We start from the raw sequence: 16763 nt of genomic DNA, 5'->3' as shown, positions 1-16763 counted from the left end.
AACGCTGCTTACAGTCTAATCTTATGAAAGTCCATGCTCGATATCCCTAAAGGTCCATTGACCATTAGGATCTGCTATATCAATTAACTCACACGCTTTTTTATTCCAAGCGGCTAGCCATGTAATATAATTTGTTAGTTGGTGATAAGCTCGGTCTGGCGCATCAGAGCGAATTCTAGACATTGAAAAACCTGAATACGTAGCACCACTTCCTACCCAACTAACAATTGATGAAACAGCTCCACCGCCTGGAACTACAAAACCAACAGTCGTTGTTACTAGCCCTAATATAGTCGCTGTTTTTTCAACAGCATTACCTGTCTTCATTATGTCGCCGCTTATAACAGGATGTAGCAAAGCCAACAAGTTAACTGCTTGTGGCTGATTAGAAGCAACTGCAACATCATTTGACGTTTTTGAAGTATTTGTAGGTGCACCTCTTCCTCGCATTGCAGGAAGTAAGCTATTAAAGGATTTTTGGCTACTATTACTTGTTGAAAAAGTAACTGATTGTGTACTTAAGCCACCTGCTTTAACTCTTTTTTCATCGCGTGGTGTTACAGTTGATTTATAAGTTCGTTGTAATCGACGATAAACAGCTGCACTACATTGCGTCATTTGTATTGCTAAAGCAGCTTGATCTTTAAAGGCTTTACCAATTGCACGTTCAGAAAGTTGCGTTAGCTGTGTTTTTTTCTTTAGCGCATGTTGACCGATAATAATATCCATAAAAATGTCCTTATTTATTATTTAATTGTCGAAATCATATCATTTAAAGTTAGGTAGAGAAATCCTAAGAAGTTAATTTCTGTAATGATTTTAGGTATAAGAAAAATTACTTTTTGAGTATTTAACTTGAGTTTCTTTAACTGAGAAATACCTTATATTTAAACAATCACTATCTGTAAAAATAAGCCCTTCACTAGGGTAACTTAGTGAATTATCTGCGGCTTAACATTACTAAAATCACTGTTAATCGTAATCTTTACATTATCAGGTTTTATAGCAATATCGCTTAAACCCGTATTAGTGAAATACTCTTCGAAGCCCTGCTGATATTCAGGAAGAACCTGCTTATATGCAGTAATAAATAAACTCAGCTTTTTAGCTATAGTTGGATACTTAGCTGCAAGGTCTCGTAGCTTTTCAGGCTCAGAAAAAGCAAATTCAGCGAAAATATTAAAGTCGTTCTCAATATTAGTTTTACCGTAGGTAGATAGAAAGCCATTTTTATAATCAGGCCCTATATTCCTATCTTGCGTTAACGCCTCATAGTTTGAGGAGGCAGGACTCCAACTTTCAGGCAACAGACCTTGCCATGCAAGATTTACAAAAGGGGAGCGTAAATAAATCAAAGAACTAAGTTCGTGATGAACTCCCCGTAACGAATTTTCATAATTGAAGTTAGTACCGTTCTTATCTGAGATATTTGATAATATTATAGAATTTCTTGAATATGTTCCCCCCGCTTCAGCCCCCTCCATGAGCATTGGTCCTGAAATATAAATAGCATTAATAAATTTGGAAACAAAGCCTTCAGGATAAACCTCCAGCGCGGTTTCAATGCCATCAAGTGACTCTGAAGAATCCTCCAAAGAAGTGCTTTCCATTTCAAGTGTAGGCGGCTTGCCTCCAATTCCTAAAAATTGTTCAGGAAAAAATAAACGAGTATCGCCAGCCTTAATATCGAGCTGATATGTTTTTGCTAGTCTATTAGCTTGTTCTATTTCACTTTCTAGGTAAGAGCATGCGTTCAGAAATAATAAAAAACTAAAAAAGACAAAAGCTTTATTTTTCATTTAAACAATCCTTGTTTTATGCTCTAAAAAAGCCTGCATAGTTGCAGGCTTTTAGGTAATTATTATTGCTCGTTTATTAAAGCATTACTTCTATAGTACGCTCTTACAAAACAATTATGCTTGTTACTAAGTACGCTAAAAACGTAAGGCCACCACCAAATAAGGCATACGGTAGCTGCGTTTTAACGTGGGTGAGTAAGTCACACCCCGATGCAATAGCCGATACAGCGCTGGTGTCGGATATAGGCGAGCAATGATCGCCAAATATACCACCACCCAAAATAGCACCAACAACAAGCGACGGCGGTAAACCTAGCGCTTGAATAAGTGGCACACCAATTGGGATTAATATAGCAAAAGTACCCCACGATGTACCTGTAGTAAACGACATTACCGCGCCAGTTAAAAACAGCACCGGTACTATTAAGTAAATAGGTAAGTAGTCGCCAACAAGTGACGCTACAAATACGCCAGTGCCAAGCTCTTTAAGACTTGCGCCGAGTGTAAGCGAAAGCAGTACAATGGCGACCAATGGCATTAATTCGCCCATACCTTTAAAGCCTGTATCAACTAATTGATGGTGCGTAAATTTACGCGAACCAATCATTAAAAAGTAAGCCACAACAATGGCTAAAACCGTTGCGTATAATACTGATTTAGAACCGCTGCCCTCGGCAAGTACACCATTACCGGTGTAATACATAAAGCCAACCATGCTGGTAATTAGCGTAATAAGCGGGATTAACATGTAACGCGCTTTAGAGGCTTTTATTTCTTCTTTTAAGTCAGTTGTTTGAAGCTCTAGTTTTTCTTCGGCTTCTTTCATTGGGCCATGCACTTTATCGAACGCGATTGTGTAAAAAACAATGGCAAGGGTAATTATGGCGTAAAAGTTATACCCTACACTGCCCCACAATACCGATACAGCCGACTCACCTAGCTCGTAGTTACCTAACAAACCAAGTACAAATGCACCCCAGCCGTTAAGTAGTATTAAAATACACACTGGCGCACTGGTGCTGTCAATAATGTAAGCTAGACGAGCTCGGCTCATTTTAAATTTGTCGAATAAGCCACGCGATAGAATACCTGAGGTAAGTACGCTCAAGTTAGATTCTATAAACACCGCAATGCCGGTAAACATGGTTAAAAAGCCCACTTGGCGTTTACTTTTTGCAATACCTTTATTCATTAGCATATTGACAGTTGCTGCAACGCCGCCAGATTCGCGAATGTAGGCAAGCAATGCACCAATTAAAATACTAAATATTAGTATGCGTGTATTACCTGGCGAACTAGCTACCGAAATAATGCGTTCAATGGTATTTAAAAAAGTATCAAACAAGCTATTACCTTCGCCCTGAAGGGCAAGTAAAAACTCAGAAGAAGCAACGGCAACAAGTAGTGCCATAATCACTTCTTTTCGCCAAAACACGATAGCAATCGCAATTAGCGGCGGTAAAATAGAATACCAATGCATAAAAAGTTAACCTTAGTTATTAGCGAGTAAACCTCGCTTTGTACGCGTTTTAACGCTTATTTGTTAAGCCTAACAACATAAACCGGCTTAGTTTTATAGACCGCTTAGCTTAATGGATTGGCTTACTCAAGTCACCTGTAAATAAATCACTTAAGGTGGCACAGTTAGTACGTTTTAACCTATACGATAGCTTATTGATTTAGTAACGCTTCGTAAATAAGCGAGACGACCGATCCGTACTGCGCGGTTTCAAATTGTTTGCCTGTAAATTCGTAACGTTTTAGCGAGCCTTTAATTGCGCTATGGCGAGCATTAGTAAGTAAAACAATAGCCAAGTCGTAAGCGGGGTCTATTACGGTTACTGTGCCTGTCCAACCGGTGTGCCCATAAGCCTGCGCGCTTGCATAAGGGCCAAAGTGCCAACGCCTTGCTTGGTTATTACCGGCAAGCCTAAAGCCAAGCCCGTAGGTTTCATCGCTTGATTGCGGCGTTAAAAATTGTGCTAAGGCACTGGCACTAAATAATTGTTGATCGCCGTAGCCGCCATTATTTAGTAATAGCTGGCAAAGCACGGCTAAGTCGTGAGCGTTACTAAACAACCCTGCATGCCCTGCTACGCCATCAAGTGAGTAGTAAGCGCGCTCATCATGCACTTGGCCTTGTAAAACAGTGGTACGAACATTATCAAACTTAATGCGCCCGTCTCGTGTGTTGCCGCTAAGCTCAGTGGCTGCAAATTGCTGCGGCTTAAAGCCTTTTTTAAGTGGATTAAATAACGTGTTAGTTAATTTTAATGGCGCGTACACTTGCTGCTCTAGGTATTCGTCAAGGGGCTGCCCAGTTATGCGCTCAATGAGTACGCCTAAAATCATGTAATCAATATCTGAGTAAACATGCTGCCCAGATGATTTACTACTAAAAGGCACGCTGGTAAGTAATAGCTGTTTGGTGGTTTTACTGTTTTGCGAATAAAACGCGTCGCCGTAGCTGCCATCTTTACGATGAAAGTCAAATACTGGCGGGTATCCAGCGCTGTGTGTGAGTAAGTCTTTTACTGTGCGCTTTGCTCGCCCTTCACCTTTATATTCGCTTAGGTAGCTTTGTACGGGTTTATTAATATTTAATAACCCTTCGCTTACTAATTTCATAAGTGCAAAGTTTGTGGCAAATATTTTGGTGTTTGAGGCAAGATCAAACAAAGTATTAGTTTGCATTGGCTCTGGGCGTAGTAGCATTAAATCACTTTGCTGATATTGCTTTGCATCGCCATAGGCGGTTAATTTTATTAGCTCACCATTTTTAACAACAGCCAATACAGCCCCAGGAAAACCCGCTTTTACATCACGCTCAATTAATTCGTCTACTTCAGTAAAATCTATATGCTTTTTTGGTTCATCGCTTAAAGTAGGAAATGCAAAACGCAGCGTTAAACTTGCGCCAGCAGGGAGAATATTTTCAACTTTAAAGGTATTAACACCGTTGTGAGTATTTTTTGCCAAACTGTAATTATATAAGGTGTTGGCGCTTAGTTGGTTAACGTCGAGCTTTTTATTATTAATGTAAATATCGGCGCTTTGTGCGTTATGGTTTTGTATTAATAATTGCCCGCGCCCTTTGTAAGCTTTAAACGTGCCTCGGTTATTTACATAAAACCGGCTACTTGGATTTACCTCAGGAAACGTTACAACCACTTGTGCATTAGGTAGCTCTACAAGCTGGCTTTTTGTAAGTGGTAGCACCGAGCTAATAGGCTCAGGTGGTGTACTACAACCCACAATAATAAAGCTCAATGCCACTATAAAAGCTTGTTTGATATAACCATACCTTTGATTTTTTAAAGCAATAAACATGCTTAGCCCTTATTTATATAACAAGTAATGCGCTCTTTGCGCTTTAAATTGCGCAAGTCCCGCCTGCCAGCTTTGTTTTATTTGCGCCTCTGATTGCCCTGCTTCAATAGCTAAGCGCAATTTATTAGTACCCGCTAGCTTATCCATAAAGTCAGCGCGCTCAAAAAACGAGATGTTATTTTTACTAAGCTCCGTGTACGCATTTATTAAGTAAGTTAAATTTAGACCTGTGATATTTGCTTGTCTTAAATCGAGCCCTTGTACGGTTTGGTTTTTAAATTTAGGGTTTAAAGCAGTGCCTTTAATTGCACGCGGTGTAAAATTAAAATCACCTAATGCTACTGGCGAATAGCCAATTACTTGAAATGCAAAGTCGGTGCCTCTACCAATACTGATAGGCGTTGCCTCAAAAAAGCAAAGTGATGGGTAAAGCGCAATGGCTTGATCGTTAGGTAAGTTAGGGCTTGGTTTTACAGGCAAGCTATAAGTACTTTTGCGAGTGTAATGATCAACAGGGATCACCGTTAATTTTAAATCGGCCGCTTTATTGATCCAACCCTCGCCCTTGATCATTTTGGCAAGTTCGCCAACGGTCATGCCGTGTAAAACAGGAATTGGGTGCATGCCTACAAACGATTTAAATTCTGACTCTAATATTGGCCCATCAACGTAGGCAATATTTGGATTGGGCCTATCGAGTACTAAAAATTCTATCCCCTGCTCTGCAGCGGCTTCCATCATGTAGTGCATAGAGCTTATGTAGGTATAAAAACGCACTCCCACATCTTGAATGTCAAAAATAATGACATCAACATCGGCTAAAGCAGCTTGGCTTGGTTTTTTATTTTTACCGTAAATAGAAATAAGCGGAATACCAGTTTTACCATCAACAGCATTTTTCACATGGGCGCCCGCATCGTGATCGCCACGAAAGCCATGCTCAGGAGCAAAAATTTTAGTTATGTTTATGTTTTTAGTCAGTAGAGTATCTACTAAGTGAGTTTCCCCTACGCTTGATGTTTGATTGACTACTAGCCCTACACGTTTATTTTTTAACTGCGGTAAATATTTAGCATATTGCTGCGCACCTACTACAAGTGAGTTATTAGCTTCGTTGGCTTGCACACTTGCAATAAAAATGGCGCTAAAAATAAAAAACAACGTAATAAATAGGGTTTTAAACATACTGCAATATCCTTTTAAACAAGGCGTTTAAAATAACATAGGTAATAATAAAGAGCAGCTTTAGAAAAGGGTTAAGTGGGCTTGAGTAGATATAGTGATTAGAAGCTGTCGCTTCTCACGCGAGCAGGCTCAGCGTCTACAACGGATAAATAAACTCGGAGTTTAGATTTAAAGATTAGAGATGGTTTTGCTTGAAAATACCACCTCTCATTTTAAGCTTAAAGATCGTATTTAACCTTCTTAGAGCTAAACGCTTCTAGTTATTTAATTTCTTGGTCAATGAACCACTTAAAGATCTATTATACAAAGAGAAGCGAAAGAGAAGTAAATGAGAAGACATAAACTCGGGTTTATTAGTTTAGCTTAGCTTTATTACTACCTCTAAAAGCGCAGCGCCTCTTAACCTCTTTGTGAATAAATTACTTATTTCTGGCGTTGCCAACGAATAAAATCTTATAAATTATATTTTTGAGGGGGGAATAGAAGCTGTCGCTTCTCACGCGAGCAAGCTCAGCGTCTACAACGGATGAATAAGCTCGGAGTTTAGATTTAACGATTAGGGATAGCTTTACTTGAAAATACCACCTCTCATTTTAAGCTTAAAGACCGTATTTAACCTTCTTAGAGCTAAACGCATCTAGTTATTTAGTTTCTTGGTCAATGAACCACTTAAAGATCTATTATACAAAGAGAAGCGAAAGAGAAGTAAATGAGAAGACATAAACCCGGGTTTATTAGTTTTGCTTTATTACTACCTCTAAAAGCGCAGCGCCTCTTAACCTCTTTGTGAATAAATTACTTATTTCTGGCGTTGCCAACAAATAAAATCTTATAAATTATATTTTTGAGGGGGGAATAGAAGCTGTCGCTTCTCACGCGAGCAAACTCAGCGTCTACCACAGATGAATAAGCTCGGAGTTTAGATTTAACGATTAGCACTGGTTTTACTTGTAGGCATACAGCTTGCTGACGCGACGAGCGAAGCTCGTAAATAAAGTATCAGTTATATCGGTGGTAAGTGATTAGAAGCTGGCGCTTCTCACGCGAGCAAGCTCTGCGGCTACAGGAGTGGTAGTTTACATTTCACTTTATTTTAGGCACAAAAAAACCGACTTAATGTCGGCTTGTTTATGAAAGTGGTAGGCGCAGGACGTATCTTGTAAGAGTGAACCTCCGACTGCCTGGTTCTCAATTCGGCTAAACCTACACTTCACTTTACTTTATTTCGGGCACAAAAAAACCGACTTAATGTCGGCTTATTTATGAAAGTGGTGGGCGCAGGAGGATTCGAACCTCCGACCGCTCGGTTCGTAGCCGAGTACTCTATCCAGCTGAGCTATGCACCCACTTTCATAGATTGCTTATTTAAACTCTAAGCAGAGCGTATTAATTCAGGCATAAAAAAACCGATTTCCATCGGTTTATTTTTCTTACACTTAAAAGTGTATGAAAACATGAAAGTGGTGGGCGCAGGAGGATTCGAACCTCCGACCGCTCGGTTCGTAGCCGAGTACTCTATCCAGCTGAGCTATGCACCCACTTTCATTTTTACTATTACTTGTTTTTACTCTAAGTGAGAGTTTTACTTATTTATACTCTAAGTAGAGTTTATAAAGTGGTGGGCGCAGGAGGATTCGAACCTCCGACCGCTCGGTTCGTAGCCGAGTACTCTATCCAGCTGAGCTATGCACCCGCTTTATAGTTTGCTTATTTAGACTCTAAGCGAGTTATTAAAGTATGGTGGGCGCAGGAGGATTCGAACCTCCGACCGCTCGGTTCGTAGCCGAGTACTCTATCCAGCTGAGCTATGCACCCATACTTTAAAATTTTACAAAACACGCCATTAAAAGAAATGGTGGAGAGGGAGGGATTCGAACCCTCGATAGAGCTACAAACTCTATACTCCCTTAGCAGGGGAGCTCCTTCGGCCACTCGGACACCTCTCCGTCTTGTGGGGCGTATAATAAAGATTTCAGAAAATATGTCAAACACTTTTCTACCAAAAACGACTATATGGTTACAGATTGCACATATGCTTGGTTTAAAAGTGTAATTAGTTTGAAATTTAAGCGGGTTACGTATTTTTATTTGAAGGATTAACACCTAGCACGGGAACTAAGTCATCAGTTAACTGAGCCAAATACTGTTCTTGGTAACCTAATTGTTGAAATTCAGCGATACAAGCACGGTAGTAAGCGTTTCGTTCTTGCTCTGATGTGCACTCTTCTGATAAATCATCTACTCGTTTGTCTTTCATACTATTATTCTAAGTCCTTTAAGAATCTATATTTAACTGCTAAATACCAGCAGTGTAAATTTCGTGCGTATTCTAGCTAAAACCTTTGTACAAACACAACATATGTTTAAAAAACAATCATAATAAAAAGTTATAGCACTGTTAGTTTTAATATTAAAAACTTCCAATAACAATAAGTTAGTGAAGCTGAATTGCACATTAATCAGCACTAATAATTACCTTTAATTTTTAGTGTAGTACTTATTAATTAAAACACTAATTATAAGTAAAAAAAACGCCGCTATTAAGCGGCGTTTATTAACTTACTTTGTTTTACTAAAGCTTAGTCAGCTTGTGGACGCATATGCGGGAACAAAATAACGTCTTTAATTGTTGATGAATCAGTAAACAACATTACTAAACGGTCAATACCAATACCTTCACCAGCCGTTGGCGGTAAGCCGTACTCTAGTGCGCGTATGTAGTCTTCGTCGTAGTGCATTGCTTCATCATCGCCTGCGTCTTTCTCTTCAACTTGACGAGTAAAGCGCTCAGCTTGGTCCTGTGCATCGTTAAGCTCAGAGAAACCATTTGCAAGTTCACGGCCGCCAACAAAAAACTCAAAACGGTCGGTAACAAATGGGTTTTCGTCGTTACGGCGTGCAAGTGGTGATACTTCCCACGGGTAACCAGTAATAAACGTAGGTTGAATAAGCATGTGCTCTGCTGTTTCTTCAAATATTTCACAAAGAAACTTACCTGGGCCCCAAACACAGTTTTCAGGAATTTTAACGTGCACTTGTTTAGCGTACGCTTTTAACTCTTCAAAATGGTTTTCTGGGTCGTTAAATACCGCAGCATCAAACTCAGGGTTATATTTTAAGATAGCATCCGCCATACTTAAACGTGTAAACGGTTGACCAAAGTCGTATTCAACTGAATCGATAACTTCGCCGTTTTCGTCCTTAGTTGTATTAACTACAATTGCACTACCTAGTACGTTTTCTGCAACAGTACGTAGCATATCTTCGGTGATGTTCATCAGGTCGATGTAATCAGCGTATGCTTGGTAAAATTCAATCATTGTAAATTCTGGGTTGTGGCGTGTAGATAACCCTTCGTTACGGAAGTTACGGTTAATTTCAAATACACGATCAAAACCACCTACCACTAAGCGCTTTAAGTAAAGCTCTGGCGCTATACGTAGGTACATGTCGATATCAAGCGCGTTATGGTGAGTCACAAACGGACGCGCAGATGCACCACCAGGTATAACCTGTAGCATAGGTGTTTCTACTTCCATAAAGTCACGGTCTGCTAAAAAGCGACGAATACCTTCAACTACTTGTGAGCGAATGCGGAATGTTTCGCGCGTTGCTTCGTTAGTAATTAAGTCAACATAACGTTGGCGGTACTTTGTTTCTTGATCTGATAAGCCATGGAATTTTTCAGGTAACGGACGAAGTGACTTAGTTAGTAATTGATACTCAGTCATTTCTACGTATAAATCGCCTTTACCCGATTTATTTAACGCACCTTTAACACCTATAATATCGCCAGTGTCTAGCTGACCATATTTTTCTTTAAGGTCTTTTTGAACATCTTTAGATGCATACGCTTGTACACGACCTTTCATGTCTTGAATTACAAAAAATGGTCCACGCTTTGCTAAAATACGCCCAGCAATAGACACAACTTCTTGTAGTTCAACTAATTCTTCTTTGCTCTTATCACCAAACTGGGCTTGCAAATCAGCCGTGTAATGCTCACGACGGAATTGGTTTGGATGACCGTTGGCTGGGCAATTTTCGCGTATCGCGTCTAACTTGCCGCGACGCTCAGCGATTAACTTGTTTTCGTCTTGGATTTTATCAGTCATTTTTTAGCTCTTTATTAGCTTGGTGGTTATAGGCCAGATTTAAGGCTGGCTTCAATAAATTTATCTAAGTTACCGTCAAGTACCGATTGGGTATTGCGGTTTTCAACGCCTGTACGTAAATCTTTAATACGTGCGTCATCAAGTACGTATGAACGTATTTGGCTACCCCAACCTATATCAGATTTAGCGTCTTCTTGCGTTTGTTTTTCAGCATTTTGCTGCTGTAGCTCAAGCTCAAATAATTTAGCTTTTAATTGCTTCATCGCTTGGGCTTTATTTTTATGCTGTGAACGCTCGTTTTGACACTGCACTACGGTATTGGTTGGTACGTGAGTAATACGAACCGCCGATTCGGTGGTATTAACGTGCTGACCACCCGCGCCTGATGCACGGTAAACGTCTATACGTAGGTCTGACGGATTAATATCAATTTCAATATTATCGTCAATCTCTGGGTATACAAACGCAGAAGCAAATGAGGTATGACGACGACCACTTGAGTCAAACGGGCTTTTACGCACTAAACGGTGAACGCCTGTTTCTGTACGTAACCAACCGTAAGCGTATTCGCCAACAAAGCGAACTGTTGCGCCTTTAATACCGGCAACATCACCGTCGGTTGCTTCAACTAGCTCAACTTTAAAGCCTTTAGCCTCGCCCCAACGTAAATACATACGAAGTAGAATATTACACCAGTCTTGTGCTTCAGTGCCGCCAGAACCCGATTGTAAATCAAGGTACGCATCGTTTGAGTCATGAGGACCTGAAAACATACGACGAAACTCTAAACCTTCTAACTGCTCGTTTAGATCGCTAAGTTCGCTTTGTGCTTCATCAAAGGTATCTTGATCTTCGGCTTCTACAGCAAGTTCAAGTAGACCTTCAACGTCGTCAGTACCGGCTACAAGGTTGTCGATTGTTTCAACAACAGCCTCTAATGCTGATTTTTCACGGCCAAGCGCTTGTGCGCGTTCAGGCTCATTCCATACGGCTGAATCTTCAAGTTCGGCGTTAACTTCTTCTAGGCGTTCTTGTTTAAGAGCGTAGTCAAAGGTACCCCCGAAGCAATTCAGTACGTTCGCGAATTTCCTTGATTTGGTTAATCACAGGATTCACTTCAAACATGTACATCACTCCAAAATGGCTAGGTAATTGCGCCCCTTTACATGGGATTTTCGCAACAAATTATCGTCAAATGATAAAAACGCCCGATTTTAACAAAAAACCGCGCGCTTTATTAGCCTTTTATGCATGATTTGTGCATATTTTTTAGTGCACTTTTTCAAGCTCTCTAACTATTAATTGCAGCGTAAATTTACCTCTAAACTCATTTATATCGAGTTGATAGGCTACTTTTACAAACTTCGCTTCTGTGTCGGGCCATTCTTTTACATCAATACCAAAGGCAATGGCGTCAACTAATCGCCCTGATTGATGCTTTAGCACCAGCTTTAAATGCTTTTCGCCGACTATGCGCTGCTGTATTACTTCAAAGGTGTGCTCAAACACCGGCTCAGGAAATTGCTGCCCCCACGGGCCCGATTGCTTTAATAGCTGAGCAAACTCCATCGTAAAGCAGTCGTTTGGCAGCTCACCGTCGGTAAATACAATGCAGCGTTTACTTTCTTCACTCAGTTGCGCACTCACGGCAGCATCAAATGCTTTTTTAAAGTCATTAAAGTGTTGCTCATTAATACTTAAACCAGCGGCCATTGCATGGCCACCAAACTTATTAATTAAGTGTGGGTCGGCTGTATTTAGCCCTTCGAGTAAGTCGCGCATGTGCAACCCTTCTATAGAGCGGCACGAACCTTTTATTTCACCGTTTTCGCCACCAGCAAATATAACGGTTGGTCGGTGGTATTTTTCTTTTAAGCGACCAGCCAAAATGCCAATAACACCTTGATGCCAATCGTCTTGAAACAAGCAGATTGCATCAGGGACGTTATCGTCGCTAAATGCGAGTCTATCAAGCACGGCTTGCGCCTCGGCTTGCATGCCTTGTTCTATTTCGCGCCTTGCAAAGTTTAAGCTATCGAGCTCGCTGGCAATACTACGTGCTTGATTTATATCGGTGCTAAGTAAGCATGCTATACCCAAACTCATGTCGTCTAATCGCCCTGCTGCATTTAAACGCGGCGCAAGTGAAAAGCCAAAGTCGCTTGCGCTTAAGCGGGCAGCATTGCGGTTAGCCACTTCAATAAGCGCGGTGATGCCTGGGCGTGTTTTACCACTGCGAATACGTGCTAAACCTTGATGTACTAAGGTGCGGTTATTTGCATCAAGTGCGACCACGTCAGCAACCGTACCAAGCGCTACAATGTCGAGCAAGTTAGCTAAATTAGGCGGCGGTTGCTGCTCAAAATAACCAAGGTCTCGCATTACGCTTCTCAGTGCTATTAGTAAGTAAAAAGCAACGCCAACGCCTGCTATAGATTTAGACGGGAAGTTACATTCGTGCCTATTTGGATTTACTATTGCATCGGCATTTGGCAGCTGCTCACCTTGTAAGTGATGATCTGTTACCAGCACTTTAATACCAACCGCTTTTAAAATTTCAATACCAGCAATACACGATATGCCGTTATCTACGGTGATCACTAAATCAGGCTTTATTTGTACTATTTGCTCTGCAAGTGCGGGGCTTAAACCATAACCTAAGCTAAACCGGTCAGGAATTAAGTAATCTAAATGCTTAAAGCCAAACATCTCAAGGCCTTGCATTAATGTTGCAGTACTTGTTGCGCCATCAGCATCAAAATCGCCGACTATTAATATTTGGCTTTGCGCTTTTAATGCTTCAATTAATAAATCGCTGGCTTTGTCGATATCTTTAAACAATTTAAAGTCGTGAAGCGTAGCTACGCTGTTATTTAGCTCGTCGGCATTAAATACATTGCGGTTAGCATAAATTTGTTTAATTACAGGGTGTAAATTACTCGGTAGATGCGAGTCGTCAACGTTTTCACGCGCAATGATCAATTTTTTCATGCAGAGTTTTAACTTATTGGGTCGTATTAAAAAGACAAAAAAAGGCCATTAAGGCCTTTTTATTAGCTATAAAACGTATTACGACGCTTTGTTAGCATCTAATGCTGCTTTTAGTGCTGCTGCTGGCTGGTAACCTGGGATCATCGTACCATCTTCTAAAATAATGGCAGGTGTGCCGCTAATACCAAAGCTTTGACCAAGCTGGTAATGCTCTGCAACCGGTGCGCTACAGCCTGCAACTACTTTAGTGCTTGTACCCGACTTAGCTTCTGTTAGTGCTTCTTGCTGATCGCGTGCACACCATACGTTCATTAAATCGGCGTAGCCTGAACCTTGTAAGCCACCACGTGGAAACGCAAGGTACTTAACGGTAATACCCGCATCAAGTAAATCGTCTAACTCGCGATGTAATTTACGACAGTAACCACAGCTAATGTCGGTAAATACGGTAATACTGTGTTTTTCGTTTGGTGCTTTGTACACAATCATCGAATCTTCGTATTCTTTAATGCCCTCTACACGCACGGCGTTTAATGCTTGCTCTGTTAAGTTGTTACGATTATTTAAATCGATTAACGTGCCTTGCATTAAAAATTGACCATCTGGACTTGCGTAAAGCACGCCCTTATTAGTGATCAACTCTTTTAAACCCGCTACTGGGCTTGGGTTAATTTGCTTTACAGTTACACCAAGCTCGGCAAATTTAGTAATAATAGGATCATTAGCATCTGGTGTTACAGCAACGCCATTTGCAAATGCACTAATACTTGTGCACAACATGGCACCTGCTAACATTAATTTTTTCATAACTTCTCTCTATCCTAAAAATACTTAATATATTGACCGGCTTAATAATATTTACTTTCAAACTTACGCTCGCGGATGATGCTCTGCGTGTACCGACTTTAACCGTTCATTGGCAACATGGGTATAAATTTGCGTCGTTGATAAATCGCTATGGCCCAACATCATTTGTACCACACGTAAATCTGCCCCATGATTTAATAAGTGCGTAGCAAAAGCATGGCGCATGGTATGGGGCGATAATGGAGACTCAACTGATGCCAAAATAGCATAGTGTTTAATTCTATGCCAAAAGGTTTGTCGCGTCATGCCTACTCCGCGCTTAGATGGGAACACAAAATCGGTGGCGTGTTTTATCATTTGTGCACGCCCACCCTTTAAAAATTGCTCCAGCCAATACATGGCTTCTTCACCCAATGGCACTAAGCGCTCTTTATTACCTTTACCTTTTACAAACACCACCGCTTGGCGCAAATTAATTTGCTCCATACGAAGCCCAACAAGCTCACTTACACGCAACCCCGTTGCATAAAGTAGCTCTAGCATGGCTTTGTCGCGCAGTCCCATCGCTTCTTCTGTGTTGGGCGCATCTAACAATGCCTCAACTTCAGCTTCTGAGAGTGTTTTAGGTAACGACTGTCCGGCTTTTGGTTGAGCTATGTTAAGCATGGGCGAATCACTAATTATTTTTTCGCGCACAAAGTACTGATAAAAACGCTTTAGCGCACTAATGCTACGTGCTGTACTGCGTGGTTTTAAACCTAAATCAACTCGATGCGCTAAATAGCTTTCTATGTCTAGCCCCGTTACCGTCATTAAATTTTCGCCCTTTAAAAATAGGCAAAACTTATCTAAATCACTGCGATAAGCACTTAATGTGTTTTCGCTTACGCCTTGTTCTAAGTACAGGCTATCTAAAAAGGTTTCTAGGTAGTCGCTATTACTGCTCATACTGCTGTTATTTTCAAAAGAATCGTCAGATAGCGTTGTCACATTATGCTCTCATGCTTTGCTAAGGTATCAATTAAAAATACCTTACGGTAAACTTGAGCCTATCATATCAGGCAATTACACAGTGATAAATACGATGCAAATTGGTTTATTTTTTGGTTCTACTACGTGCTACACCGAAATGGCAGCAGAAAAGATTCGCGACATTATTGGTGCCGATATAGTTACCCTGCACAATATTAAAGACGAGCCACTAAAAAATGCAGAGCAGTACGACTTTATCATCTTTGGTATTTCAACATGGGATTTTGGTGAAATACAAGAAGACTGGGAGTCAAAGTGGGACGACATAGCCGACGTAAACCTAAATGGTAAAACCATTGCTTTATTTGGCATGGGCGATCAACAAGGTTACGGGCAATGGTTTCAAGATGCCCTAGGCATGCTACACGATGAAATAAATACGCAAACATTTACTCAACTTGGTTTTTGGCCAAATGACAGTAGCTACGAGTTTGAAGCCTCAAAAGCATTAACCCCTGATGGTAAACATTTTGTTGGTCTTGCGCTCGACGAAGACAGCCAATACGAGCTAAGCGATGAGCGTATTGCAACATGGGTTGAACTGGTAATGACTGAATATAGCGAAACGCTTTAATTAATTAGCTAATAAGTAAAAAGCCCGCAACTAGTTTAGTTGCGGGCTTTTTAACTAGGGTCTGTTGATCTTTCAAGGTTAAATTTGCAGCAGTCTGTTTGGTATTTAGGCAAGACAGAGCCTATGCAGTGTGGTTATTCCCCATAAATGGGCGATAACGCAGCATAAATGCCAAACATGCACTGCCCTCTGGGTTCTTTCTAGGGGCGATCAACTCTTTGTTGCCTACATGGATGTAGGTAAGGGGCATGAGCAGGACGCGGAAGCTTTGCTCGGTTTTTACTTAGCCCACTAGGTTACAAATCTCGCGCCGCGATTAAATAGCCCCTAGTTTGAACAAATTTTAATCCGCAAAGTTCAACAGACCCTAATAATATGAGTAATTTATTGAAACGTCATAACATTGGTCGTTTGTGGGTAATATCCATCAGCCATCACAATGTACGGCAATAAATTACTTAACCATTTTTGTTGTACGCTTTGGCTGTAATTTAAGTAAAGCTTACCTTCGTGAATATAAAATGCTTCTGGGTCTATCCCTACGGCATTCCCCTCATCAGCCATTGCATAAGCGCACCAGCCACCATATTGCGGAGCATAACGCTTTGGGTTTTCTGCAAATGCCGTTTTGTTTTCTTCACTCGAAAAATGCCAGTCGGCACCTAAATAACTAAACGTATATTTGTCATTGCCTTTAACGGCTTTATTTTGGGTAAAATAAGCAACACTGTCGTACCCTTTAATAGCCGTGTTATTAAACCAGCCAGTGTTTACCGCATCATCCTTTGCGTTTGCCGCACCGCTTATTAACAGTGTGCTAAGCATTATTAAAGCAACTATGTACTTAATCATATTTTACCCTTTTATTTACTCAAAATTTTATGCCAATTAAATATGGCAGGCTTAGTGAGTAAGAAAGGCAAAGCGCAA

At 40.7% G+C, this 16763-nt stretch carries 13 protein-coding genes and 5 tRNA genes; 1 reads left to right on the top strand and 17 read right to left on the bottom strand.

Features of this window, described 5'->3' with window-relative positions:
- Positions 1-21: 21 nt before the first annotated feature.
- From H5159_RS09345 to xerD, 16 genes are all read right to left on the bottom strand, one after another.
- A complete protein-coding gene (locus tag H5159_RS09345) occupies positions 22-729 on the bottom strand; it encodes a hypothetical protein (RefSeq protein WP_024599053.1) in 708 nt (235 codons plus the stop codon).
- 203 nt (positions 730-932) lie between these two features.
- Entirely contained in the window at positions 933-1799 is an 867-nt protein-coding gene (locus H5159_RS09340) for a hypothetical protein (RefSeq protein ID WP_182780194.1), read from the bottom strand.
- 103 nt (positions 1800-1902) lie between these two features.
- Positions 1903-3279, bottom strand: a complete 1377-nt coding sequence (locus tag H5159_RS09335; RefSeq protein WP_182780193.1) for a Na+/H+ antiporter NhaC family protein — start codon at positions 3277-3279, stop codon at positions 1903-1905.
- Between the two features lie 191 nt (positions 3280-3470).
- Positions 3471-5129, bottom strand: coding sequence for a penicillin binding protein PBP4B (pbp4b, locus tag H5159_RS09330; protein WP_182780192.1), 1659 nt, complete (start codon positions 5127-5129; stop codon positions 3471-3473).
- 9 nt (positions 5130-5138) lie between these two features.
- Positions 5139-6314, bottom strand: coding sequence for an exo-beta-N-acetylmuramidase NamZ domain-containing protein (locus H5159_RS09325; protein ID WP_182780191.1), 1176 nt, complete (start codon positions 6312-6314; stop codon positions 5139-5141).
- A 1269-nt stretch (positions 6315-7583) separates the two neighbouring features.
- Positions 7584-7660, bottom strand: a tRNA-Arg gene (locus H5159_RS09320).
- 115 nt (positions 7661-7775) lie between these two features.
- Positions 7776-7852 (bottom strand) — tRNA-Arg (locus H5159_RS09315).
- Positions 7853-7930: 78 nt separating this feature from the next.
- Positions 7931-8007: transfer RNA gene (locus tag H5159_RS09310), tRNA-Arg, on the bottom strand.
- Between the two features lie 45 nt (positions 8008-8052).
- A tRNA-Arg gene (locus H5159_RS09305) sits at positions 8053-8129 on the bottom strand.
- Positions 8130-8167: 38 nt separating this feature from the next.
- Positions 8168-8260, bottom strand: a tRNA-Ser gene (locus H5159_RS09300).
- Between the two features lie 128 nt (positions 8261-8388).
- The gene (locus H5159_RS09295; protein WP_010553261.1) at positions 8389-8571 is read right to left on the bottom strand and encodes a hypothetical protein; all 183 of its coding nucleotides are present in this window, start codon (positions 8569-8571) and stop codon (positions 8389-8391) included.
- A 322-nt stretch (positions 8572-8893) separates the two neighbouring features.
- Entirely contained in the window at positions 8894-10429 is a 1536-nt protein-coding gene (gene lysS, locus H5159_RS09290) for a lysine--tRNA ligase (protein WP_002961420.1), read from the bottom strand.
- Between the two features lie 26 nt (positions 10430-10455).
- Positions 10456-11554, bottom strand: a protein-coding gene (gene prfB / locus H5159_RS09285) for a peptide chain release factor 2 (RefSeq protein ID WP_100218355.1) whose coding sequence is annotated in 2 segments (ribosomal slippage) — positions 10456-11478 and positions 11480-11554 — 1098 coding nt in all. Because the reading frame shifts where the segments join, the coding sequence is not laid out codon by codon here.
- 144 nt (positions 11555-11698) lie between these two features.
- Positions 11699-13420, bottom strand: coding sequence for a single-stranded-DNA-specific exonuclease RecJ (recJ, locus tag H5159_RS09280; RefSeq protein ID WP_182780190.1), 1722 nt, complete (start codon positions 13418-13420; stop codon positions 11699-11701).
- Between the two features lie 78 nt (positions 13421-13498).
- Complete coding sequence (dsbC, locus tag H5159_RS09275) at positions 13499-14227, bottom strand: bifunctional protein-disulfide isomerase/oxidoreductase DsbC (RefSeq protein ID WP_182780189.1); 729 nt, start codon at positions 14225-14227, stop codon at positions 13499-13501.
- A gap of 63 nt (positions 14228-14290) precedes the next feature.
- Entirely contained in the window at positions 14291-15217 is a 927-nt protein-coding gene (gene xerD, locus H5159_RS09270) for a site-specific tyrosine recombinase XerD (RefSeq protein ID WP_182780188.1), read from the bottom strand.
- A gap of 94 nt (positions 15218-15311) precedes the next feature.
- Between xerD and fldB the strand changes: the two genes are divergently transcribed.
- Positions 15312-15833 (top strand): flavodoxin FldB, encoded by a 522-nt coding sequence (gene fldB / locus H5159_RS09265; protein WP_182780208.1) that lies wholly within the window; start codon positions 15312-15314, stop codon positions 15831-15833.
- 384 nt (positions 15834-16217) lie between these two features.
- Here fldB and H5159_RS09260 read toward each other — a convergent pair whose 3' ends face one another.
- Positions 16218-16685 (bottom strand): YHS domain-containing (seleno)protein, encoded by a 468-nt coding sequence (locus H5159_RS09260; protein WP_182780187.1) that lies wholly within the window; start codon positions 16683-16685, stop codon positions 16218-16220.
- Positions 16686-16763: the final 78 nt, after the last annotated feature.

Origin of the sequence: Pseudoalteromonas sp. SG43-1, from assembly GCF_014164415.1 — a bacterium.
Taxonomy (GTDB): Bacteria; Pseudomonadota; Gammaproteobacteria; order Enterobacterales; family Alteromonadaceae; genus Pseudoalteromonas; species Pseudoalteromonas distincta.
Note: the sequence above shows the minus strand (reverse complement) of the source record. Positions and strands in the feature narration are given on the sequence as shown.

Excerpts from the sequence above, each read along its gene's own strand:
- H5159_RS09345 (WP_024599053.1), bottom strand. The coding sequence starts at position 729 with ATGGATATTATTATCGGTCAACATGCGCTAAAGAAAAAAACACAGCTA.
- H5159_RS09335 (WP_182780193.1), bottom strand. The coding sequence starts at position 3,279 with ATGCATTGGTATTCTATTTTACCGCCGCTAATTGCGATTGCTATCGTG.
- recJ (WP_182780190.1), bottom strand. The coding sequence starts at position 13,420 with ATGAAAAAATTGATCATTGCGCGTGAAAACGTTGACGACTCGCATCTA.
- lysS (WP_002961420.1), bottom strand. The coding sequence starts at position 10,429 with ATGACTGATAAAATCCAAGACGAAAACAAGTTAATCGCTGAGCGTCGC.
- H5159_RS09325 (WP_182780191.1), bottom strand. The coding sequence starts at position 6,314 with ATGTTTAAAACCCTATTTATTACGTTGTTTTTTATTTTTAGCGCCATT.
- dsbC (WP_182780189.1), bottom strand. The coding sequence starts at position 14,227 with ATGAAAAAATTAATGTTAGCAGGTGCCATGTTGTGCACAAGTATTAGT.
- pbp4b (WP_182780192.1), bottom strand. The coding sequence starts at position 5,129 with ATGTTTATTGCTTTAAAAAATCAAAGGTATGGTTATATCAAACAAGCT.
- H5159_RS09295 (WP_010553261.1), bottom strand. The coding sequence starts at position 8,571 with ATGAAAGACAAACGAGTAGATGATTTATCAGAAGAGTGCACATCAGAG.
- fldB (WP_182780208.1), top strand. The coding sequence starts at position 15,312 with ATGCAAATTGGTTTATTTTTTGGTTCTACTACGTGCTACACCGAAATG.
- H5159_RS09260 (WP_182780187.1), bottom strand. The coding sequence starts at position 16,685 with ATGATTAAGTACATAGTTGCTTTAATAATGCTTAGCACACTGTTAATA.
- H5159_RS09340 (WP_182780194.1), bottom strand. The coding sequence starts at position 1,799 with ATGAAAAATAAAGCTTTTGTCTTTTTTAGTTTTTTATTATTTCTGAAC.